We start from the raw sequence: 21,585 nt of genomic DNA, 5'->3' as shown, positions 1-21,585 counted from the left end.
CAGCACATGTCAAGTGAGGAGTGAGCATGGCCGACGCACCGATCACCACGACCAAGGTCGCGGTCGGAGAGTACGAATTCCAGCTGAACGCTTCCGGTGACAAGTCCAAGCCGGCCCTCCTGTTCCTGCACGGTTCCGGACCGGGCGCGACCGGCCTCTCGAACTGGGAAGCGGTGCTGAAGGATCTCGGGAACGACTACTACTGCCTCGCGCCGGACGTCATCGGCTTCGGCGACTCCAGCCACCCCGAGCCGCCGCCGCAGGGCATGGCGGCCTTCACCCAGCTCCGAGTCGACACCCTGATCGGGCTGCTGGACGAGCTGGGACTGGAGAAGGCGGTCCTCGTCGGCAACTCCATGGGCGGCATATGGTCGCTCGGTGCGACGCTGCAGGCGCCGGAGCGGGTCGAGAAGATCGTTCTCATGGGTTCCGGCGGTTCGCCGATTCCGCCCGGTCCCGCGATCCCGTCGCTGGCCCTGTTCTACGACAATCCGACGACTGAGGCCATGCAGCACCTGCTGGAACAGTTCGTCTACGACCCGCAGCTGTTCGGCGGGGACCTGCGAAAGATCGCGGAGCAGCGGATCCCGCGCGCCGTGCGGCCGGATGTGGAACGCTCCCACCGGGCCACCTTCGTAGACGTCCTCGACCGGCCGTGGGCGCTGACGCCCGAGGACGCGGCCAAGATCGAGCAGGATGTTCTCGTCATCCACGGGCGTGAGGACCGGTTCGTTGTCTTCGACGGCGGCAAGTGGTTCTTCGACCACCTCCCGAACGTGCGGCTGTACGGCATCGGGAAGTGCGGCCACTGGACGCAGATCGAGCAGCACGACCGTTTCGTGGCCGCCGTGCGCGGCTTCGTCAGCGGGAGCCTGTGACAGTGCCGCTGTACGAGCTCGACGGGATCGCACCCGCCGTCCACCCGGACGCGTTCGTCGCGCCCACCGTCGTACTGATCGGCGACGTTGTCATCGAGGCGGGCGCGTCGGTCTGGTACAACGCGGTCCTGCGGGGCGACTACTCCCGCATCACAGTGCGCCGAGGAGCCAATGTGCAGGACGGCAGCGTGCTGCATGGACCACCCGATCTGCCCACGGAGATCGGTCCCGGCGCGACCGTGGGGCATCTGTGCGTCGTGCACGGCGCGGTCATCGGGGAAGAGGCACTGATCGGGAACGGCAGCACCGTGCTCGACGGTGCGCGGGTCGGGGCGCGGTCGCTCGTCGCCGCGCATTCGCTGGTACCGGCCGGTTCGGACTTCCCGGCGGAGGCCCTGGTGGCGGGTATTCCGGCGGTGGTCAAGCGGTCCATCGTCGGAACGACCGCCGAGCAGTGGATACTGAACAACCCAGGTGTGTACGAGGTGTTGGCGCGAAGACACGCCGCGGGAATCAAACCAGTTCGGTGAGCATGGGCGGGAGCTGCCCCGGGATCGGCCCGATCAAGGCCGGTTCCGGGGCACTGCCGTTATCGGTGGCGTTCATGGCGATGAGTTCCAGTGACCGGCACTCGACATTGTGGCCGCTGCCGGTAATTCCGACAGTGCATGCATGACTGTTCTGATCATCGGCGCCTCGGTGGCGGGCGTGCGTACGGCGCAGGCTCTCCGGCAGGGGGGCTTCCAGGAGCGCATCACCCTCGTCGGCGAGGAGCGGCACCAGCCGTACGACAAGCCGGCCCTGTCCAAGGAGGTGCTGGCCCCCGACCGTGCGGGCGAGCCTCCCGTCCTGCTGACGAAACAGGAGGCCGACGAACGCGGCATCGAGCTGATGCTCGGCGTGAAGGCGGTCGGTCTCGACCTCACCGAGCGGCGCGTGGCGACCGACGGGGGCGAGCGGTTGCCGTTCGACCGGCTGGTCCTCGCCACGGGGGTCACCCCGCGCACACTGCCGGGTACCGGCGACCTCTCGGGCGTCCACACACTTCGGACGGCCGACGACGCGTGGGCGCTGCGAGCCGAACTCGACCGTTCGCCCAGGGTGGTGGTCATCGGGGCTGGCTTCATCGGCGCCGAGTTCGCTGCAGCGGCCCGGGCGCGCGGGCTGGACGTCTGTGTCGTGGAAGCGCAGCCGATCCCCATGGCCCATCTGTTCGGTGAGCGGGTAGGTCGGATGCTGGCGGGCATTCACGCCATGAACGGCGTCGCGGTCGAGGCCGGCGTCGGATTCAGCAGCTTCACCGACGACGGACGGGGCCGGGTAACCGGTGTCGTCCTGGCCGACGGCCGCACCCTCCCTGCCGACCTGGTCGTCGTCGGCATCGGCGCACGTCCCGCCACGGACTGGCTGGAGTCCTCCGGGCTCGATCTCGCCAACGGGGTGGCCTGCGACAGCCGGCTGCGTGTCACGGGCGTGGGCGTGGGCGCGGTCTACGCCGCAGGTGACATCGCTCACCGGTATCACCCGATGTGCGGCAAGTCGCTGCGCATCGAGCACTGGACCAATGCCGGGGAGCACGGGGAGATCGTCGCGGCCGACATCCTCGGGCAGCAGGCGCCACGGGCCCAGGTGCCCTACGTCTGGTCCGACCAGTACGGTCGGCGCATCCAGATCGTCGGCAGGCCCGCTGAGGGCCGGCTGAGCGCGCTGCGAGGCGGCATCGAAGACAGCGGGATGACCGCCGTCTACGCCGATGAGGCGGGGCGGGCCGTCGGCGCCCTGGTCGTCGACGATCCGCGCACCTTCATGGCCTGCCGCAAGGCGGTCGCCTCCGGGGCGCAGGTCAGTGACCTCGGCCTGGGCCTGCTGGAAGCCGCGTGAGTAGTACGGCCCACGAGGCCGCCGGGCTGTTCCAGCCGACGGAACCACCGCTGTCCGGTGGCCGCGGGCCGCGCGAAGGTGCAGGACACCGCTGACGGGAGGGTGAAAGATGCTTCACGATGTCACCGTGGTCGAGGCCGGGAGCCGGGTCTCGACCATGTACTGCGGCAGGTTGCTAGCCGATGTCGGCGCCCGCGTGGTACGCCTTGAGCCGCGTGCCGGCGAACGGCCGACGGCGCAGGACGCCGGATACGAGGCCTACGTGAGTCATCTGCACCAGGGCAAGCGCGTGGTGCGGTGCGACTCCGATGAACTCGCAGACGCCCGGACCGCCGTCGCCCGGCTGGTGCCGGAACTCGCGACCGGCCCGGCCGTCGTGATCTGCGACGACGACCTGCCGGGATTCCGGGCGCTGGCGGAAGCCCTGCGCAGGGAGAATCCGCGGCTGGTCGTGGTCACCGTTTCCGACTACGGGCTCGACGGCCCGTTCGCCAAGTTGCCGGCGACCGAGTTCACACTCCAGGCCGAGGCCGGCCTCACCGTGCTCCACCCCAGAGGGGACCGTCCGCCGGTCGCCAGCGGCGTGGAGTTTGGCGAGCTCACGGCCGGAGCGTGCGCGGCCGTGGGTGCCGTGTCAGCGCTGTTGAGCACCGAGGCCGGGGCGGCCTCGGCGATCGACGTCGACGTCTCGCGTTTCGAGGCGCTGGTCGGACTGCTCCAGTTCCCCTGGCTGTTCTCCCAGCTCTCTCCCCACACGCGCTACCCGATCCCGCAGAACCCCGTTCCCGGTGTCGAACGCGCGAAGGACGGCTGGGTGTGCGTCGTCGCCGTCACGGACGCGCAGTGGAAGGCGTTCAAGGAGATGGCAAGGGTGCCCGAACTGGACGACTCCCGGTTCGACATGGTCTCGGACCGGCTGTACAACGGCACCGAGATCACCCCGTTGGTCCGGCGGTTCACCGAGCGCCACACGGTCGAGGAACTGACCGAGCTCGGTGTGCTCCACCGTGTGCCCGTGGTCCCGCTGACCTCGCCCGACACGGTCGCCGAGCTGGCGCCGTACGCCGAGCGGAACTCCTTCGTACGGCATCCGGAAGCCGGCTTCCTACAGCCTGCACCGCCGTTCCGGATCTCGCGCCCGAGCGTGCGGACTCCCGCTGCGGCCACTGCCGAGGCGGACCCCGCGCAGCCTCTGAAGGGCCTGCGCGTCGTGGAGTTCGGCACCTTCCAGGCGGGGCCCCTGGCCACGGCCCATCTCGCCTCCCTGGGCGCCGAGGTGATCAAGGTGGAGGCGGTGAACCGCCCCGACGCCATGCGCTTCTCGGGCAATCCCATGACCGTGAACCGCTCGTGGGAGCGCGCGGGCCCCTTCCTCGGCCCCAACATCGGCAAGCGGGAGGTCACACTGGACCTCTCCGACGCCAAGGGCCTGGACCTGGCAAAGCGGTTGATCGCCACCGCGCACGTGGTGCTGGAGAACTACACGCCTCGCGTGCTTGACGACCGGGGACTGGACTTCGACGGCATGCGCGAGGTCAACCCGGACCTCATCGTCGTCCGCATGCCCGCATGGGGGCTCACGGGCAGCTGGCATAACCGCCCGGGGTTCACCTACACCGCCGAAGCGGCCGCAGGGGTCACCCAGATGACCGGGTACGAGGACGGCGAACCGGTTGTCACCGGCACGGTCACCGACCCGTTCTCCGCGCACCTGGCGTCGTTGGTACTGCTGACGGCGATCCGGCGGCGCCGCCGTACCGGCGAGGCCGTGTGCGCGGAGCTGGCGCTGGGCGATGTCGCCATACAGCTGACCGCCCGCCCGGTGATCGAAGCGTCGGCCACTGGAGAGCCGCGCACACGTGCCGGTAACAGATCCCCGCTCGCGATCCCGCAGGGGATGTACCCGTGCGCCGACGACGACTGGATCGCGATCTCCGTCACGACCGACGCGCAGTGGACGGCCCTGTGCCGTGTCCTGGGCCGCGACGACTGGGCCGCCGACGCGGAGTTCGCGACGGCCGAAGGACGCCGCGAACGGCGTGCGCAGCTCGACGACGGCCTTGCCCACGCGTGTGCCGGGGAGCCCGCCGAAAAGATCGTGGCGGCCCTTCGTTCCGCGGGGGTGCCCGCGGCCGTCATGGCCGTCGGTCTGGATCTCGCCGACCACCCTCAACTCGTTCATCGGCAGCGGCCGTTCCCGGTGCACCATGCGGTCGCCGGTACGGTGCGACACCTCGCACCGGCCATGCGCTTCTCCCACGCCCCCCGTCCGCCGGCCGTGGGCCCCGCCCCGCTGTTCGGCCAGGACAACGAGGCCGTGCTGACCGAACTCGGGTGCACCGAGGCGGAGATACGGGAGCTCGCCGACAAGCGTCTGGTGGGCGACAGCCCGTACGGAATCGCGTACAAATGACGCACATTCCCGAAGATACGGCCGCACTTGCGGCGATCTGCCGCACGTGGGCGACACGCACACCCGAAGCTGCCTGTCTCACCTACGACGGTGTGACCCGGAACTGGCGCGAGGTGTACGAACGCAGTTGCCGTGTCGCACAGGGGCTCGCCGGTTCCGCGCCGGGTGCGAGGGAGCGGGTGCTCTACCTGGGCCGCAACAGGCCCGAGTTCTTCGAGGTCCTGTTCGGTGCGTCGATGGCGGGTTGGGTGAGCGTCGCCGCGAACTGGCGGCTCGCCCCGTCGGAGTTGCTCTGCGTGGTCAACAACGCGCGCCCCAGAGTGCTGTTCGTCTCGGAGGATCTCGTCGGCAAGCTCACCCCTGTCCGGGACGAGCTTACGACGGTGGAAACCGTCGTGGTCATCGGGGACGAGACCGACGACTACGAGAAATGGCTTCTCTGCCGGGACCCGCAGGAGCCGCCTGCCGTGACCACGGACTCCGATCCCGCGTTCATGATGTACACCTCCGGCACGACCGGAGTGCCCAAGGCCGCGCTGTTCGACGGCCGGGCCGTGCGCGCGACGTTCAGCGCCGCCGGCGTCATGGGCGTCACCCAAAAATCCGTTCTGCTGGCGGCGCTTCCCCTCTTCCACGCCGCAGGGCTGAACACAGCGATCGCGGCACTGGCCGTCGGGGCCCACTGCGTGCTGTCCGCCGATGCCAAACCCCGCTCGGTGCTGGAAGTCGTGGAACGCCACCGGGTGACCACGACCATGGTCGTGCCCGCGGTTCTGCAGGCCCTCCAGGACGAGGACGTCGACCGCTACGACCTCTCCGCCCTCGACACCATCGCCTATGCCGGCTCTCCCATGGACCCCGACCTGCTGCGGACCTGCCTGCGCCGCTTCCGCTGCAAGTTCCTCCAGTTCTACGGCTCGACGGAGACCATCGGCATCACGGTGCTGCCTCCCGAGGACCACGATCTGGCCGACACCGACGGCAGACTGGGCTCGGCCGGGCTCCCACTTCCCGAAGTGACGGTACGGGTCGTCGATCCCCTGACGGAGAAGGACGTCGCCGAAGGCGTGGTGGGCGAGGTCTGGGCGAAGACACCGACGGCGATGTCCGCGTACTGGGAGGCCCCGGAGGAGACGGCACACGTTCTCGCCCCGGACGCATTCCTGCGCACCGGCGACGCCGGGTTCCTGCGCGGTGGCTATCTCCATCTGTGCGACCGGCTCAAGGACGTCATCATCACGGGCGGCGAGAACGTGTACCCGACCGAGGTGGAGCACGTCCTCTCGACTCACCCGGGGATCGCCGAGGTCGCGGTGATCGGGGCCCCCTCCCGCCGGTGGGGCGAGACGGTGCGGGCCGTCGTCGTACGGGCGCCCGCACAGCCCTCGCTGACAGAGGGCGAGGTCATTTCGTACGCCAAGGAATACCTCGCGGGCTACAAGAGCCCGACCGTGGTGGATTTCGTGGCGCAGCTCCCGAGGAACGCCTCGGGAAAAGTACTCAAGAGCAAGTTGCGTGAGCCATAGAACGTGGCCGCCATGGAGGTACATGCGCATGGACATCGCATTTCCGCGGATCGAGCCGAGTGTTGCGGAGGACTCGTTCAGGCATGGATCAGGTAGGTCGCTGCCGGTGGCCCGGATCGAGCTCGGCGGTGTCCCGAGAGGCGCGGCGATCGTGCTCTGCGACGCCGGCGCCCTGGAACGGGACGCCGCCGGGTTCATGAACGGACTGGCCGAGCACGGATACGAGTCCGTCGCCGTCGACCTGTCGCCCACCGGTGGCGACCCGACCGGCACGACCGACCGGGATCTGGTGAGCGACGTCGCCGTGCTGGTGGGGCGGTTGGGTGAACGCGGCTGGTCGCCGGCGCAGGTGGGCCTCGTCGGCTACGGCTTCGGGGGCCGGACGGCACTCTTGGCCACCGCCGAGTTCGCACTCGGCGCGGCGGTGAGCATCGCCCCGTCCGGAGTGGCGGACGCATGGTCCGACGCCCTGCCGCCGCTGATCCAAGTGGCCCGGCACGTCCGGACGCCGTGGCTCGGACTGTTCGGTCAGCAGGACCCCGGTGCCCCTGCGGACGCCCTGGCCAGGCTGGGCTCGTACCTGGGCGGCTCGCCGGCCCACACGGAAGTGGTCACCTATCCGGGCGTCGCCCGAGATTTCTATCGCGACGCCCGCGAGACCCTGGCGCACGTGGCCTCTTTCGACGCGTGGCAGCGAACCATCGAGTGGCTCGATCGGCGCGTGGTGCCGCGGCCCACGCCATTGGCCGCGGAATGGCAAAGACGTGTCGCAAGCGCGGCCCGCGCGTAATTCCTTTCACTTCTGTGAATTCGACGCCCCGGTTCCAGCCGCCGGAACCGGGGGGAGCGCCACATGCAGCTCCACGGCACGGTGCCATTGGGACAGGAAAGGACGGACTACAGGTGTCTGAATACATCGAGGTCGACCAGGAAATCCCCCGCTTCAGGGTGAACCGGAAGGTCATGACGGATCCGGCTGTGTTCGCCGTGGAGCGCGAGCGCATCTTCGACCACAGCTGGCTCTACATCGGTCACGAGACCGAACTCGCCAAGCCCAACGACTACGTCACCCGAACCGTGGCCGGGCGGCCGCTGATCCTGGCCCGGGACGCCAAGGGGAAGGTGAGGGTCTGGGTCAACTCCTGCCCCCACCGCGGTGCGATGCTGTGCCGTGAGCCGAAGGGCAACGCTCGCTTCATGACCTGCTTCTACCACGGCTGGAGCTTCAACAACTCGGGCGAGGTCGTCTCGATCCCCGACGACGCAGGCTACGGGGCCGGCTTCGAGCGACCGGGGCTGGCGGCTCCCGCGAAGGTCGGCTCCTACCGCGGTTTCGTCTTCGTCAGCTTCGATCCGGACATCGTCGATCTCCCCACCTACCTGGCGGGCGCCAAGGAGTACCTGGACCTGGTGTCCGACCAGTCCGAGGTCGGCATGAGGGTCCTGCCGGGCACGCACGAGTACTCGGTGAAGGCCAACTGGAAGCTCCTGACGGAGAACAGTTACGACGGCTACCACCTCGTCTCCACCCATCAACGCTATCTGGAGATGATCACCGCCGCCCACGGCAAGGCCGACATCTCCTTCGCCTCGAACTCCATAGCCGTCAACCTGGGCGGTGGCCACGCCGTCATGGCCGGCACTCCCGCGAGCGGCGCCGCGCTGGGACGGCCGCTGTCCGAGGAGGCCAAACACGAGAAGGCCGAACACTTCGAGCGGCTCCGTCAGACGCACGGCGACGCGTGGGTGGATCGCATGGGCGGCACCCGCAACCTGGTGATCTTCCCCAACCTGGTAGTCATCGACCTGGTCATGGGCGTGCTGATCCGCAGGATCGAGCCCGTCACGCCCGACTACATGGAAGTCAGTGCCTGGCAGCTGGTGCCACCGGAGGAGGGCGAGGAACTGCACAGGCAGCGCCTGGACAACTTCCTCACCTTCTGGGGCCCGGGCGGACTCGCCTCGCCCGACGACGTGGAGGCGCTGGAGACGTGCCAGCGGTCCTACGCGGCCCAGCGGGAACTGCCCTGGTCCGACATCTCCCGTGGGATGCACACGCCTCACAAGGGGATGAACGGCGAATACCAGATGCGCACGTGGTGGCGCCGCTGGCACGAGCTGGTCACGGGGGAGGCACTCCCCGAAGAACCGCAGGCCCCGCTTCCGGACTTCTTCGCCGGACAGCGGCAGCGGTCGGCCTCCGCGACCGCAGAGGCCAAATAGCCCCTCCAACCGAAAGCAGAGAGTCGATCATGGATCTACAGCCCACTGAAGAGCATCTCGCCGTCGCCGAACTCACCCGCGCCATCGGACTCGACGTTCTGGCCCCCGCAGCGCGGAAGGCGGAGGAGGAACGAGCCGTACCGGACGACGTGTGGCGGACCCTGGTGGACACCGGTCTGACCATGCCGCTGTCGGAGGAACTCGGCGGCGGGGGGATTCCGGACACAGTGACGCAGATGATCGCCATCGAGAACCTGGCGTACGGCGATCCCGGTCTCACGATGGCGGCCTTGTGGGGTGGCGCTCCCGCGCTGCTGCTGTCCCGTCACGGTTCGCCGGAGCAGACCGCCGGCCTTGCCCGCCTGAGCGAGGACCCCAAGGCCCGCAGCGCCGTCGCCCTCTACGAGGGATACGGGCGTGGCCCCGAGGACTTCACCACCACCATCAGCACCGCGCCCGACGGAACCGTGCGCGTCAAGGGCCGCAAGGTCGCCGTAGCGTTCGCCGAGACGGCCGACCCCCTGATCGTGGTGGGCCGCGACGCGGACACCGGGGCGCTGCGCGCCTCGCTCGTACCCGTCTCGGGTCCGGCCGGTGTCACCGTTGAGGAGTCGGTTCGAAGCTGAACGCGGTGGCTCAACGGGGCCGGACTCTCCGGTGCCTCCCGTTCTCATGAACATCACCTCAGGCCCATTCGGGTGTGCCGAGACGGTGAACAAGTGCTGTCGATACTCGGAACAAAGCCAGACAGAGGACTGATGACGCACCACGGCGCCGTTCCACAGTTTTCTGCGGGGCTGTTAAACCCGTGGAACGTCGTACCAGTAACTTAAGCGGGTCACATCAACGAGCGCAGGGTGTGATAGACGAGCAAGTGCCCCCATAGCTCCTGCTCGACCCCGGCCGGCCAGCGGGAGCGCAGCACCAGTGGGCCTTTGTGCCACAGCGTGCCGACCGCCTCGAACGAGATCCGGAAGTCCCGGTACTGGTGGGCCAGGGCCTTCAGATGCCGGGCGGGGTGGGCCTCGTAGTCCAGCAAGGTCGTCACCAGCCATTGCGGGCCCTCCGCGATCACCCGCACCTGAGTGCGACCAGGGCCGAGAGAGTCATCAACGCCGCTGAGGTAGGAGCTGTCAGGGAGGGGCCTCCCCCGAACAATGGCGCTCCGGCCTTGACCCGCCACAACAGATCCGCTCCCGCGGCGCTTACCACGTGCATGAGATCTAGGTCGGCAGCGCCACAATCAGCGATGACCAGGTCCCCGGGAGACACCCCGGTGAACAGCTCCCGGGCCAGCGCGGGGCCGGCGGTCGTGGCCGGGGAGCCCACGGCAGCCCTCGTGATGGTGCCGCTGCCAGACTCTGCGAGTACGGCGACCCTGGCCCGCGGAAGTGCCGCACACGGGGACACCGCAGGCCCGGCGAACGGCGTCGCGATGTCATACCGCGCCCGGTTGTCGGGGGTATCGGGCACACCCACCGTAGCGGCGTCCGCCTTGAGGACCCGCCAACTGCCGTAGCGGTCGCATCCCGGGCGCGCGGCACTGCCTCGCAGGGCGGTCTCCGTGAATAGCGCGGCAAGGGGCTCGGGGCCAAGTCGTGCCCTGGCCCGGGACATCGCGGCCGTCGTCGGGGACGGTGGCAGAGTCGCACCACTGCCACGGTCGGCCCAGGTCATCGACTCGGTCAGCAACTGCATCACCTGCCCGTAACTGCGATGACAGAAGAGACATATGGCCAGGACGAAGTACACGACCGTACGGGCGGGAAGGCGACGGCTGCGCAGTTCGGCTCGTCCGCACTCTGCCACCACGTCGTCCACGAGGTCCGGCGGGAAGGTGTGTACGAGCAGTCGGACCGCGATCCGGTCGGACACATTGTCCTCGACGGCGGTTTTCACTTGCCCCGGCCGTGGCATCGAAGGAGATTCCCCCTTAAGTCAGCAGTCCCAATTTCCTTCGGTTTGCCCGAACTGGCCGGGTGAAGAAACCATGGAAGAGGCCCATCCGACCATCCCTCTTCAACTGGTTGACGCGATGTGCAGCCGACACGGCTTTGCTCCCGTGAGAAGAATCGATTCTTTGGGCCGGAAAGGAGAATCCAATGGCAAACCGCGCATTGTTGGTCGGCATCGACGAATACGAGGTTCCCGGAAACCAGCTGAATAGCTGCGTCAACGACACGTACGCATTTCGGGATCTACTGGAGAAAACGTCCTTTCTGGACATCGACGCTGAGGTCCGCATGCTGCACGACGAGGACGCGACGCTGGCGAACGTCCGCGACGGCCTCGACTGGCTCCTGTCAGACACCAGCGCCGACGACCGCTGCGTCTTCTTCCAGTCCTCTCACGGGTACCGGTACCAGCCCGAAGACCGGCCGGGGACCTTCGTCGAAGTCCTGGTTTGCCACGACCGCGGCCAGTACCTCGCGGACACGGAACTGGTCGAACGCAGCGGGCAGGCAGCCCCGGGGGCCTTCACCGTAGTCATCGATGCCTGCCACTCGGGAGGCATGAACAAGGACTACTTCGACCCGCAGCAGCGCTTCAGGACCACCCGGGCAAAGGTCTTCATACCCCCAACCGCAATGGTCGCGGCACAGGCCAAGTCGATCGCCGGAGCCGAGGCTCCCTCGCTAAAGCTCTTCGGCCGGTCGGCTACCCGCACCATGACCAAGCTGCTCTCCGGTTCGACACCCGGCTCGAAAGGCTTCAAGGCCCAGCCCGAGGTCGAAGTCAACGCAATCTTGTTGACGGCCTGCACAGCCCGCCAGACGGCAGCGGCAGGCAGCGACGACACCGATGGACTCTCGGCGTTCACCTACGCACTCACTCAGGGGATGGACTCGTCCGCCACGGTCAGCGACCTGATCGAGCGTGCCGCCGGGAGCCTAGCCTCGCGCTTTCACGTGGCAGGGCGTCCGGTAGGTGATCAGAAACGCGGAGAGTGCTCCTGACCTGCAACGATGGGACTTGTCTAGGGTCCAGGTCGTCGCGTGAAAGAAGCACTCTCCAGGTGAAGAAGCGTATCGGGTCCTACCCGTGTGTCCGTACCGAAGGTGGTGGTCGCGGGGTGGTCTCCCAGGCCGGCGGTGTGCTGCTGGTGGAGACGATCCGCAAGACTGGCCTGGACAGGGCGATATCGGCGGCGTTGGCGCCGTGGCGCAAGTCGCGGGCGGTGCATGATCCGGGCAAGGTCCTGCTGGATGTGGCGCTGGCGGTCGCGCTGGGCGGGGACTGCCTGGCAGATGTGGGCATGCTTCGGGCCGAGCCAGCCGTGTTCGGGCCGGTCGCCTCCGACCCGACAGTCTCCCGCCTGATCGACACCCTTGCCGCCTCGGGCGAGAAGGCACTGACCGCAATCCGCACAGCCCGGTCCGAAGTCCGTTGCCGGGTCTGGAAGTTGGCCCGCGACGGGGCTCCGGACGCTGGTGGGCAGGTGACCGTGGATCTGGACGGAGTGCTGGTCATCGCCCACTCGGACAAGCAGGACGCCGCCCCGACCTGGAAGAAGACCTACGGTCACCACCCGCTGATGGGTTTCGTCGATCACGGCTCCGGTGGCACCGGTGAACCTGTCGCGTCCCTTCTCAGGGCGGGCAACGCGGGCTCGAACACGGCCGCCGACCACATCGAGGCCGCCCGCCTCGCCCTCGCTCAGCTGCCCACGAAGTACCGGCGGGGGCGACAGACCTTGATCCGCTGCGATTCCGCGGGCGGCACCCACGAGTTCGTCGCCTGGATCGCCCAGCGCGGGCGCTGGCTGTCCTACTCGGTCGGCATGGTGATCACCGAAGCCATTCACCAGCACGTCCTGAAGATCCCGGCATCGGCATGGACGCCGGCCGTCGAGACCGGCGGCGAGGTCCGCGACGGGGCCTGGGTCGCCGAGCTCACCGGCGACCTGCTTGAGGGCTGGCCGAAGGGCATGCGGCTGATCGTCCGCAAGGAACGGCCGCATCCCGGGGCCCAGTTGAGGATCACCGATGCGGACGGCATGCGGATCACCTGCTTTGCTACCAACACCGCCGGCCGTCCCATCGCCGAACTCGAGCTCCGTCACCGGCTGCGGGCCCGGGCCGAGGACCGTATCCGAGCTGCCCGCGCGACGGGCCTGCGCAATCTGCCCCTGCACGACACCGCGCAGAACAAGGTGTGGCTGGAGATCGTCCAGATCGCACTCGACCTGCTGGCCTGGATGCCCATGCTCGCCCTGACCGGCCAGACCCGTCTCTGGGAACCCCGCCGCCTCCGCTTCCGCCTGTTCTCCGCAGCCGCCCAGCTCGTCACCACCGGCCGGCGCCGCATCCTCCGCCTCGCGGCCCACTGGCCCTGGACCAACGAGATCACAGACGCCCTCGCACGGCTCACACTCCTGCCGAACCCCGGCTGACCAGCAGCTTCCCTACCCCTGCGAGTAGCACCACCCCACCCGGAGCAGTGGAACCCGGCGCCCACCCGACGCGACACTCGGGCCCACGGCCTGCCCGCAATCAGCCACCGAAAGCGAAACGGTCCACCGACTCCCTCGCGGACCGTCAAGAAAGATCGAGGCTAGACGACCTGGAGATGGAGCAGACCCCCGGCTGCTTCGCTCCCCCAGCCCTGCAACCCCTGCTCTCGGAGGCCTTCCTCGCGGAGCAGCCCTCAGGAAAGGAATACCGAACCATGACCGCAACCACTACGCGAACCGAACGCGACATCAAGAAGGCCCTTCAGCCCATCATCGACGCGGCGACGGGCGCCTCACACAACGGCGGGCCGAGCGGCAAGGGGCAGAAGGGCTACAAGGCAGGCGGAGCAAGTTCGGACGCCAAGCGCGACGTCGTCGCGTACGCAACGATGCTGACACCCGCCTTCGCCGCCGCCAGTAAGGCCGCCGGGGTGAAGCCGAAGTCATTCTCCCTCCCGAGCCTCGACGGGTCCTACACCGACGTGACGTGGTGGGACGACGTCTTCGACACGTCGTGGCAGATGACCAACTGCTTCCCCCAGCCCTACCTGGACGCGCTCGCGGAGACGCCGAGCAAGGACTTCGCGGAGGATGCCCTGACGCGGATCTCGCGGAAGGTCCCCCGCAAAGTCTTCGAGGACCCGCAGTTCTGGGACTCCGTCGTCACTGCCCTCGTGCACCTGACACCAGTGGTCATCGACATGGTGACCGGCGACGGGAGCGCGGACAAGGCAGCAAATCTCCCCAAGGGCTGGCTCAACGACTTCATCGACGATGTCGGTGACTTCGTCGATGACACCCTCCCCACGGCGATCGATCTCGCCCAGTACGTCGTGCCCCTGTTCGTCTGACCAAACGGCGCCCGGGGGGTGGCTGTCGCGACAGCCACCCCCCGGGCGCGCTCCCGAAGGAAGGCGCCATGGCCCCGACCGTCCACGAGGACATCTACAAACAAGCCGTCCGCGACCTGGCCGACTTCACCGAACCCACTCTGTCCGGCTTTTCGGACTATGACATCGACAGCGCAATGGCCTGGGCCGTCACCGCAGAGGGTGCCCGGCCCGGCTGGCTGGAAAGACTTCGCGCAGCGATCGAAGAGGTGAGTGACGGCCACGTCACCATGGAAGACGCCGATCCAGAGGAATTCCCGGCCGCCGTGAAAGGCCTCGGGTTTGTATATCAGCGGCTCCGCGACGAATCCGAGGAACGTACGCAATTGTTGATAATTGGACATTCCGAGCGCCCCTTTCGGTTCGTCCGCGGCACCCGCGATCCCTCGTCTTCACTACACGCGGCTGTCAGGGAATCGCTGCGCGATATCATCGACGGCGCAACCCGCGGCTCGCGCCGCTGAGCGGGTGCCCCGGCGATATGGACATCCGCGGTCCCTATTTCTGCCGATCAGCGGTCCAACCGGTGTCCGACGGAGCGGTGGGTACAGGTCCGGCACTTGAAGACCTAGAGGTTGTCCCGTATGGGGCGTGAGCTATCCGGTGAGGGCCAGGTGTGGAGCCGGGCGATGCCGAGCATGGCCTGGTGAACGCCGTTGCCCTTGAGGCGGCAGTCCCGAAGGATCTTCCAGTTCTTCAGCCGGGATAGGGCGTGTTCGACTCGTGCCCGTGCCCGGCGGTGGACGGCGTTCTCTGCTTCCTGTTGCGGGCTGAGGTGTCTTTGGCCTCGTCGCCTGCGGTGCGGGATGAGAAGGCCAGTGCCCTGGTAGCCACCGTCGGCGATGGTCGGGGCACCGCGGCAGACCCGGTCCACACCGGACTCGGTGAACGCCCGGCAGTCGTTGCGACTGCCGGGCAGCGGCAAGCCGATCGCCACCACCAGGCGGCTGTTGGCGTCGATGACGACCTGCAGATTCGTCGAGTACCGATAGTTCTTGCTGGACGCGGCGACGCTGCGGTCCCGGGTAGGCACCAAGGTGCCGTCGACGATATAGACAGTGTCCCTGCGCGGACGTCGGGCCGGCGCGATGGCCAACAGCGGTGCCAGGTGATCGAGGATACGGTCGGCCGCGGACTTCGAGACCCCGAACAACGGTGCCACCTGCCGCAACGTCAGGTTCGTGCGCCAGTACGTCGCCACCAGCAACACCCGGTCCTCCAGCGGCAACCGCCAGGGACGGCCCCGCTGAACGTCACCCCCGCGACGCCGCACCAACGCCACCAGCCTGGCGAACTGCACCTCGCTCAACCCGGAGAACGGCTCGATCCACTTCGGATCATCAGCTGAAATCACCCCACCCATGCCCAGCCAACGCACCAACCACCCCACCGGTTACGGGACAACCTCTACTGATCTTTTCGTAAGTTCGGTGGGTGTGGTGGGCGGATGGTCAGGCCGGTATGGGCGAGGAATGACCATGGCAGTCGGGGGTTGGCGTTGATGCGGTGGATGCCTTGCTCGGTGGCGTCGGCGACATCGGCGAGGTGGTCGCCGGCGAGGTTGGCGAGTTCACGTTTCTTGAGCGAGGACCACAGGAGTTCCACCGGGTTCAGTTCGGGAGCGTAGGCGGGTAATCGTTCCAGGGTGAGCCAGTCCTGTTCGGCGACCCAGGCCCGCATCGCCCGGCTCCAGTGGGCGGACAGGCCGTCCCAGACCAGGACCACTCGCTCGCCGCGGTAGAACACCTTCATCTGCTCCAGGACCTCGATGAGTCCGGCGGTGTCGTAGCTGCCGGGCTTGAGGTGGAAGCACAGGCCGGCCCCGCGATCGGGGTCGGTGGAGTGGTAGCCCAAGGCCCCCGCCATCGACGCGCGCTTCCAGTTCAGGCGGTGCCGCAGGAGCGGAGTCCGCCCACGGGGCGAGTAGGTGCGGCGGATCTGAGGGAGCAGGAAGACGCCTGATTCGTCGAGGAAGACGATCCAGGCACGTGTGTTCACGGCCCCTTTTTGATGCGCGGCCACTCGTGCGCGATCCAGCGGGCGATCTCCGAATCGTCCCGCTCGACAGCCCTCCGCTCGGGCCGTTGCAGGCTCCATCCGAGCCGGCCGGTCAGCAGCCGCCACACCGATGCCCTCGACAACACCACCCCCGTTGCCCGGGTGACGACCGCGCCGACTCGTTCCAGGGTCCACAGGTCGGCCTCGAAACCATGAGCCTGGGCGCCTTGCTCCAACGCGGCCCGGACCATCTCGACTTGGGCGTCGTCCAGCTTGGGTGGGCGTCCGGTAGCCGCCCGTCGCCGCAGGGCCGAAGCACCGCCTTGCTCCCACACCCGCCGCCAACGCCGCACGCTCTCGGCACACACCCCTACCGCCCTCGCGATGTCCGCATTCGAAACGCTGTCCTCGAACAACTCGACTGCCCGAACACGACGTGCCTCCGCCAACTGAGGCCGTGACAAAGGAGGAAGGGAGGAGCCGGCAACCGAAGGGGAAGGTTGATAAGCCACCCACACAGCCTCCCACCCACACAGCCACCACACCCACCGAACTTACGAAAAGATCAGTAGGAGAACGTCGGGCCAACACGTGAGGCCCCTTGGTCAGAACAATCTGTCGCAAGATCGTTCCTACCAGGGGCTTCAAGCCTGCCCGGACTTGTGCAGCGCACGCATCGCGATCACAGCGAGCGACGGGCGCTTACCGGGAAAGGCTCATTGACCTACGGAGAGTGCCCAGCGAACGTGGGATGGAGCTGTGACGTCCACCGTGCCGTACGTGCGAGACTTCTTCAGATTGAGTTGGTTGAAGGTGCTGCTGACCTCACCATTCACGCACTCGAGAGGAAAGCTCAGCCCGACTGGCTTCACGGACACGGTGAGTGTTCCCTCCCCCTGACAATTCACGAGGATTGCCAGGGGCCCGGCCTTGATCCCGCCGGGGATTTCCAGTTCTTGATTGCCGTGGGCGTTCGCTGTCTGCGCTAGGACCTCTCCGTCCGGGAGGACCGGGGCCTTGGTTACGGTTTCCCCCGGAATGTGCTCGGAGCGGCCAGAAGTCGAGGACTTCGTCGGCAGGGATGCGGAAGGAGGCGGAGACGTTCGAGAATGGGACCCGGCGCTGTCCTGGTTACTGGTACAGCCTGCCAAGGACATTGCCACCACCAATCCCCCTATTGCCGCGAGTTCTCTCAGCTTTCCCATAGGTACCAGCCAACGCGGAAGGGGGTATAGCTCACGACCTTGTGCTTGGGCGAGGTCGTGCAGTTTTGGTGGAGCTGGTAACTCTCCCCCGTGACCTTGAGCCGATAGACGCCGTACTTGGCGTTCGTGGTCTTGTGTGACGGTGTATCCACGGAGATTGAGTTCCCGAGCTTGGCCGTGAGTTTCGCCGACACGGTGACGCTGTACTTGTCCTTGATCGTCGCGAGCAGCACGGTGACCGAGGTCTCCAGCTCACCAGTGAGAGAGACGCCCACCTCACCCGTAACCTCCGACGTGAAAGTCGACCTGGCTGTTCTAGAAGTACCGTTGTAGTTCGAGTTCGTAGGCCCGACTCCCTTGTGGTACTGCTTTCCCTTCGAGGTGGCTTTGTAGACGCCGTGTGCAGGAGTGCAATCTACAGCGTCGGGAGAATCTCCCGTCTGCGGTGGCTTGCCCGTGTAGGGGGGCTCGTCCTGCGGCTCATCAACCGCCTCGTCGGGAACGTCGGTGACGTTTTCCTCGGGCTCCTCTGGAGGCGTGGTGTTGATGACCGAGTCGTCAGTCGGGGCAGATGCGGATGCTGAAGGGGTCGGAGTCTGATCAGCCGCGAGAGCGGGAGCGGTCAGGGCCGCACATAGCAGAAGTGCGGTCGAGGAGATGAGGGCGGTGCGGCGTGCAGATATATACACAAGGGCCAATCCGGTGGGGGCTGTCGTGTTCGGCAGCCGGACTAGCTGACCATATGTCGTGCTCATGGCGGTAGCGAGGATTCCGGTGATCTACTGAGAGGAATTTGAGGTTGGCGACTTCGAGGTCCCCGCACACAGGCGGTTGTCGCTGCCTCAAGTCGTCGGCTGGACGCAGGCGAGGCTGGTCGACCGTTGGTGCTCAGCCAGAGAGCGCTAGGGCGCGTATCGAGTCGTGAGCAATGTGACTGCTTGAGTCCGCCCCGAGGTACCCACCAGTGTGGGAAAGAGGCACGTCACGTCATGCTCCTGGCCGGAGCATCGTCGGCGCTTCTCGGGGTGCCACCGTTGAGCCACGTAGGAGCCCGCGGTGGCGCACCCTCATCTCAGCAATGGAGAAAGTGCGTTGCCGTTCCTCGGACGGTGGTCAATCATCGCTGCTTATGCTTCAAAGTGAGATTTGGGATGACCAGGCCGCTCAGAGCTATGACACCCCTGGGACCGGCATGTTCGCATCGGAGGTGCTGGAGCCAACGGTTGACCGCCTGGTGGAGCTCACCGGGGGCGGGCGGGCGCTGGAGTTCGCTATCGGGACCGGGCGGGTGGCAGTGCCACTCGCGGAACGCGGAGTCTCGGTCAGTGGCATCGAGCTGTCGAAGCCGATGCTCGATCAGCTCCGCACCAAAGCAGACGACACGGCCATCTCGGTCGTCGTCGGCGACATGGCCACTGCGCGAGTCCCGGGCGAGTTCCAGCTCGTCTACCTCGTCTACAACGGCATCTCGGTCCTGCTCACGCAGGCTGAGCAGGTTGCCTGTTTCCGAAATGCCGCACGCCACCTTGCGCCGGGTGGGCGGTTCGTCGTCGAGCTGTGGGTCCCCGAGCTCCGCAAGTTGCCGCCAGGTCAGCAGGGCGTGGTCTTTGGGTCGGCGCCGGGCTATATCGGGCTCGACACCTACGATGTCCTGCGCCAGCAGGTCGTTTCTCACCACTTCGGGTTCGATGCCGACGGTGGCCGTGAGGCCCGTCTGTTTTGCAGCCCACACCGACTCTGCTGCGCAATTCGTTCAGGCGGAGAGTCTGTAGCTGAGTCGTTCGAGTCTGCTGGTGCGGGGGCGGTTGAGGGGCCTGTGGTCCAGTGGGCGTCGAGCCTGATCACGTTGAGTGCGGTGGCGGAGAAGGCGTGTTGGAGGCGGACTTTCGGCAGGCCGCGGTAGCGGGCCCGGCGGATGCCGGTGATGTCGAGGGCCTGGTTGATGGTGCCCTCGACTCCGGGCACGCAGGGCGTACTTGTTCTTCCAGGTGTCGGTCTTCTGCTCGGCGCGGGCCCGGGCGAGGTTCTCGTGGAGTTCCTCGGGACGCAGGGTGAGCATGCGGCGCCCGGTCTTCGAGGTGGTGCACTGCTTCTGGAGAGGGCAGTCCCGGCAGGTCAGGACGCTGAAGGTGATGACGATCGCGTCTTTGCCGTGCTGTTTGACCGGGTTCCAGTGGGAGCTGGTCCTGCCGGCGGGGCAGCGGACCTGGCGGGTCTTCCAGTTGATGGTGAAGGCGTTCTTGTCGAAGCCTTCGGCGGCCTTGGCCTGGTCAGAGTGGTCCCGGAGGACCGGGGTGACCATGCGGATGCCCTGTTTCAGGGCCTTGGTGATCAGGTCGGCCGACGGGTAGCCGGAGTCGAGGTAGTGCTCGCCGGGCTGCACTCCGTGCTCGGGGAGCTTGCGCTGGATCGGGGCGGTCGCCTTCACATCCGGCACGGTCGCGTCGGTGGTGTGCACGTCGGTGATCAGATTCGGCATCACCCCTGTGCCCACGTCGGCGTCGGCGTCGGCGTCGGCGTCGGGGAGGGTGGTGCAGGTCTCCGTGAGATGGATCTTGTAGCCCATCCAGAACAGGTCGTCGCCCTTGGCCGCCCAGCGTGCGTCGGAGTCGTAGGGGGAGGCCAGGCGGAGTTGGCCGGGCGGGACGCCGTCGTCGGCGTCCCGCTTCTTGATCACCTGCCGTCCCCGGGCATCGGTCCGGACGATGTAGGTCTGCACGAGGACCTGCCGCAACAAGCCCACGGCCTCGATCTCGCGAATCCAGGTCGGAGCGTCATCGGCCCAGGCCGCCCGGCACAAGGCGATGGCATCCTGCCCGAAGACCTGGGCGAGACGGTCACGTTTCGTCTGCGAGGGCGGCATGCGCCAGCCGTCGACCCGCGGCCCGTACCGCTCGGCGAACTCAGTGACGTTGATGTGTCCGGCCAGCCAGGCCGGTGCCGCGACCGCGAGGGCCTCCAGGGCCGCCCGCACACTCTCCCCGGCCAGCTCCAGACGGTTCAAGTCCCGCACCGCACTGATCACATGGGTGGAATCGGTGCGCTGCTTGCCTCCGGCCGCCACCAGGCCGGCGTCCTTGCAGTGCTCAAGGAGCCGGTCGAAGACCAGCCGCTCCATACCGTTGTCCGCGAGCCGGGCCCGGAACCGGCACAGCACGCTGGCATCGAATCCGGTGTCCGTCAGCTCCGCACCGAGCGCGTACTTCCAGTCGATCGCCCGCACCGCCATCGCCGCGGCCTGCCGATCCGTCAGGCCCTCCGCGAACTGCAACACCATCACCAGCGACAACACCCCCGGCGACAGTCCCGGCGCCCCGCGCACACCGAACGCCTCCGTGAACGGCTCATCGACGAAGACCTCCGCGAGGCGATCCCGCACTCGTATCGCCAGGCTCCCCTTCGGGAACGCCGCCCGGGCCACCACCACCGTCTGTTCCGGGATCTCCGGCAACCCCACCGGCCGCATCGACATCCGTACCGCCTCCAGGACCGCACGACAGGAAGGCGACCCCGCCAACGATCATCGCCGACCCGGCCTTATCCCCGCAGCGAATTGCGCAGGAGAGTCATCCTTGGTCACAAAACACTGACCGCCACCCAGGCATACCTTGCCGTCTTCCAGGACGACCTGGTGCGCACCTACCGGGGCTTCCTCGACCGGCGCCGGGCCGAACGTCCCCAGGAGGAATACCGCGAGCCGACTGCGGCGGAGTGGCAGGACTTCCAACAGCACTTCGAGCTCCGCAAGGTGTCCCTCGGCACCTGCGGACGGCCCTACGGAACCCCCTGCAAGCACGAACACGCCTGCATCCGCTGCCCGGTCCTCCAGATCGACCCCCGCCAGCGTGGCCGCATCATCGAGATCATCCAGAACCTCCGCGACCGCATCCGCGAAGCCCGCGGCAACGGCTGGCTCGGAGAAGTCGAAGGACTCCAGGTCAGCCTCGACGCCGCTACCGCCAACCTCAACAGCCTCAGCCGGACTCGGGCCGACGGTCGGCCACAGCTGGTCGACCTCGGCATGCCCGTCCTCACCGACCACGCACCGTCACCTGCGCCGGGACTACCAGAACACGAGCCTCAAGGCTGATTGCTTCCGCACCCACGCGGCCGTCGGC

Annotated in this window: 19 protein-coding genes and 3 pseudogenes; 14 read left to right on the top strand and 8 right to left on the bottom strand. The window is 67.4% G+C overall.

Features of this window, described 5'->3' with window-relative positions:
* Positions 1 to 26 precede the first annotated feature (26 nt).
* From OG841_RS47440 to OG841_RS47405, 8 genes are all read left to right on the top strand, one after another.
* On the top strand, positions 27 to 878 hold the full coding sequence (locus OG841_RS47440) for an alpha/beta fold hydrolase (RefSeq protein WP_328635675.1): 852 nt from the start codon (positions 27 to 29) through the stop codon (positions 876 to 878).
* A 2-nt stretch (positions 879 to 880) separates the two neighbouring features.
* Positions 881 to 1,408 carry a gamma carbonic anhydrase family protein gene (locus OG841_RS47435; protein WP_266802490.1) on the top strand — a complete coding sequence of 176 codons (528 nt, stop codon included), beginning with the start codon at positions 881 to 883 and terminating at the stop codon, positions 1,406 to 1,408.
* Positions 1,409 to 1,550: 142 nt separating this feature from the next.
* Positions 1,551 to 2,759 (top strand): NAD(P)/FAD-dependent oxidoreductase, encoded by a 1,209-nt coding sequence (locus tag OG841_RS47430; protein ID WP_328635676.1) that lies wholly within the window; start codon positions 1,551 to 1,553, stop codon positions 2,757 to 2,759.
* Positions 2,760 to 2,868: 109 nt separating this feature from the next.
* Entirely contained in the window at positions 2,869 to 5,172 is a 2,304-nt protein-coding gene (locus tag OG841_RS47425) for a CaiB/BaiF CoA-transferase family protein (protein WP_328635677.1), read from the top strand.
* Positions 5,169 to 6,698: an AMP-binding protein gene (locus OG841_RS47420; RefSeq protein WP_328635678.1), complete on the top strand. Its 1,530-nt coding sequence runs from the start codon at positions 5,169 to 5,171 to the stop codon at positions 6,696 to 6,698. Before OG841_RS47425 ends, OG841_RS47420 begins: the two co-directional genes overlap by 4 nt.
* 28 nt (positions 6,699 to 6,726) lie before the next feature.
* Entirely contained in the window at positions 6,727 to 7,488 is a 762-nt protein-coding gene (locus OG841_RS47415) for a dienelactone hydrolase family protein (RefSeq protein ID WP_328635679.1), read from the top strand.
* 113 nt (positions 7,489 to 7,601) lie between these two features.
* Positions 7,602 to 8,921 (top strand): aromatic ring-hydroxylating oxygenase subunit alpha, encoded by a 1,320-nt coding sequence (locus OG841_RS47410; protein ID WP_328635680.1) that lies wholly within the window; start codon positions 7,602 to 7,604, stop codon positions 8,919 to 8,921.
* Positions 8,922 to 8,950: 29 nt separating this feature from the next.
* Positions 8,951 to 9,547 carry an acyl-CoA dehydrogenase family protein gene (locus tag OG841_RS47405; RefSeq protein ID WP_328635681.1) on the top strand — a complete coding sequence of 199 codons (597 nt, stop codon included), beginning with the start codon at positions 8,951 to 8,953 and terminating at the stop codon, positions 9,545 to 9,547.
* Between the two features lie 212 nt (positions 9,548 to 9,759).
* Here the strand turns inward: OG841_RS47405 and OG841_RS47400 are convergent, their stop codons facing one another.
* Together OG841_RS47400 and OG841_RS47395 are read right to left on the bottom strand one after the other, a co-directional pair.
* The gene (locus OG841_RS47400) at positions 9,760 to 9,996 is read right to left on the bottom strand and encodes a hypothetical protein (protein ID WP_371570489.1); all 237 of its coding nucleotides are present in this window, start codon (positions 9,994 to 9,996) and stop codon (positions 9,760 to 9,762) included.
* Positions 9,993 to 10,820: a transposase domain-containing protein gene (locus OG841_RS47395; RefSeq protein WP_328635683.1), complete on the bottom strand. Its 828-nt coding sequence runs from the start codon at positions 10,818 to 10,820 to the stop codon at positions 9,993 to 9,995. Before OG841_RS47395 ends, OG841_RS47400 begins: the two co-directional genes overlap by 4 nt.
* Before the next feature lie 203 nt (positions 10,821 to 11,023).
* Between OG841_RS47395 and OG841_RS47390 the strand changes: the two genes are divergently transcribed.
* The 4 genes from OG841_RS47390 to OG841_RS47375 all read left to right on the top strand — a co-directional run bounded on the left by OG841_RS47390 (position 11,024) and on the right by OG841_RS47375 (position 14,728).
* Entirely contained in the window at positions 11,024 to 11,878 is an 855-nt protein-coding gene (locus OG841_RS47390; protein WP_328635684.1) for a caspase family protein, read from the top strand.
* A 59-nt stretch (positions 11,879 to 11,937) separates the two neighbouring features.
* Complete coding sequence (locus OG841_RS47385) at positions 11,938 to 13,314, top strand: IS1380 family transposase (RefSeq protein WP_266697342.1); 1,377 nt, start codon at positions 11,938 to 11,940, stop codon at positions 13,312 to 13,314.
* A gap of 275 nt (positions 13,315 to 13,589) precedes the next feature.
* Positions 13,590 to 14,225 carry a hypothetical protein gene (locus tag OG841_RS47380; RefSeq protein WP_328635685.1) on the top strand — a complete coding sequence of 212 codons (636 nt, stop codon included), beginning with the start codon at positions 13,590 to 13,592 and terminating at the stop codon, positions 14,223 to 14,225.
* Positions 14,226 to 14,293: 68 nt separating this feature from the next.
* Positions 14,294 to 14,728 (top strand): hypothetical protein, encoded by a 435-nt coding sequence (locus tag OG841_RS47375; protein WP_328635686.1) that lies wholly within the window; start codon positions 14,294 to 14,296, stop codon positions 14,726 to 14,728.
* A 132-nt stretch (positions 14,729 to 14,860) separates the two neighbouring features.
* Here OG841_RS47375 and OG841_RS47370 read toward each other — a convergent pair.
* From OG841_RS47370 to OG841_RS47355, 4 genes and pseudogenes are all read right to left on the bottom strand, one after another.
* A pseudogene (locus OG841_RS47370) lies at positions 14,861 to 15,627 on the bottom strand (transposase).
* A gap of 44 nt (positions 15,628 to 15,671) precedes the next feature.
* Positions 15,672 to 16,262 (bottom strand): transposase, encoded by a 591-nt coding sequence (locus tag OG841_RS47365; protein WP_328635688.1) that lies wholly within the window; start codon positions 16,260 to 16,262, stop codon positions 15,672 to 15,674.
* Positions 16,259 to 16,774 carry a winged helix-turn-helix domain-containing protein gene (locus tag OG841_RS47360; RefSeq protein ID WP_371564454.1) on the bottom strand — a complete coding sequence of 172 codons (516 nt, stop codon included), beginning with the start codon at positions 16,772 to 16,774 and terminating at the stop codon, positions 16,259 to 16,261. The genes OG841_RS47365 and OG841_RS47360 overlap by 4 nt, the downstream gene beginning before the upstream one ends.
* A 680-nt stretch (positions 16,775 to 17,454) precedes the next feature.
* Positions 17,455 to 18,222, bottom strand: coding sequence for a hypothetical protein (locus tag OG841_RS47355; protein WP_328635690.1), 768 nt, complete (start codon positions 18,220 to 18,222; stop codon positions 17,455 to 17,457).
* Between the two features lie 374 nt (positions 18,223 to 18,596).
* Here OG841_RS47355 and OG841_RS47350 point away from each other — a divergent pair, with 374 nt between their 5' ends.
* Positions 18,597 to 19,370, top strand: a complete 774-nt coding sequence (locus tag OG841_RS47350) for a class I SAM-dependent methyltransferase (RefSeq protein WP_371571046.1) — start codon at positions 18,597 to 18,599, stop codon at positions 19,368 to 19,370.
* Here the strand turns inward: OG841_RS47350 and OG841_RS47345 are convergent.
* Positions 19,361 to 19,432 (bottom strand): annotated as a pseudogene (locus tag OG841_RS47345) (hypothetical protein); the annotation flags it as partial. The gene OG841_RS47350 and the pseudogene OG841_RS47345 sit on opposite strands and share 10 nt — an antisense overlap.
* Positions 19,433 to 19,439: 7 nt before the next feature.
* Positions 19,440 to 20,933, bottom strand: a pseudogene (locus OG841_RS47340) (transposase); the annotation flags it as partial.
* Positions 20,934 to 21,098: 165 nt separating this feature from the next.
* On the opposite strand from OG841_RS47340, the gene OG841_RS47335 reads away from it, so the two are divergent.
* Positions 21,099 to 21,557: a hypothetical protein gene (locus tag OG841_RS47335; RefSeq protein ID WP_328635691.1), complete on the top strand. Its 459-nt coding sequence runs from the start codon at positions 21,099 to 21,101 to the stop codon at positions 21,555 to 21,557.
* Positions 21,558 to 21,585: the final 28 nt, after the last annotated feature.

The sequence above is a fragment of the Streptomyces canus genome (assembly GCF_041435015.1).
Taxonomy (GTDB): domain Bacteria; phylum Actinomycetota; class Actinomycetes; order Streptomycetales; family Streptomycetaceae; genus Streptomyces; species Streptomyces canus_G.
The sequence above is the reverse complement of the archived record's forward strand: the minus strand, read 5'-3'. Positions and strand labels throughout refer to the sequence as shown.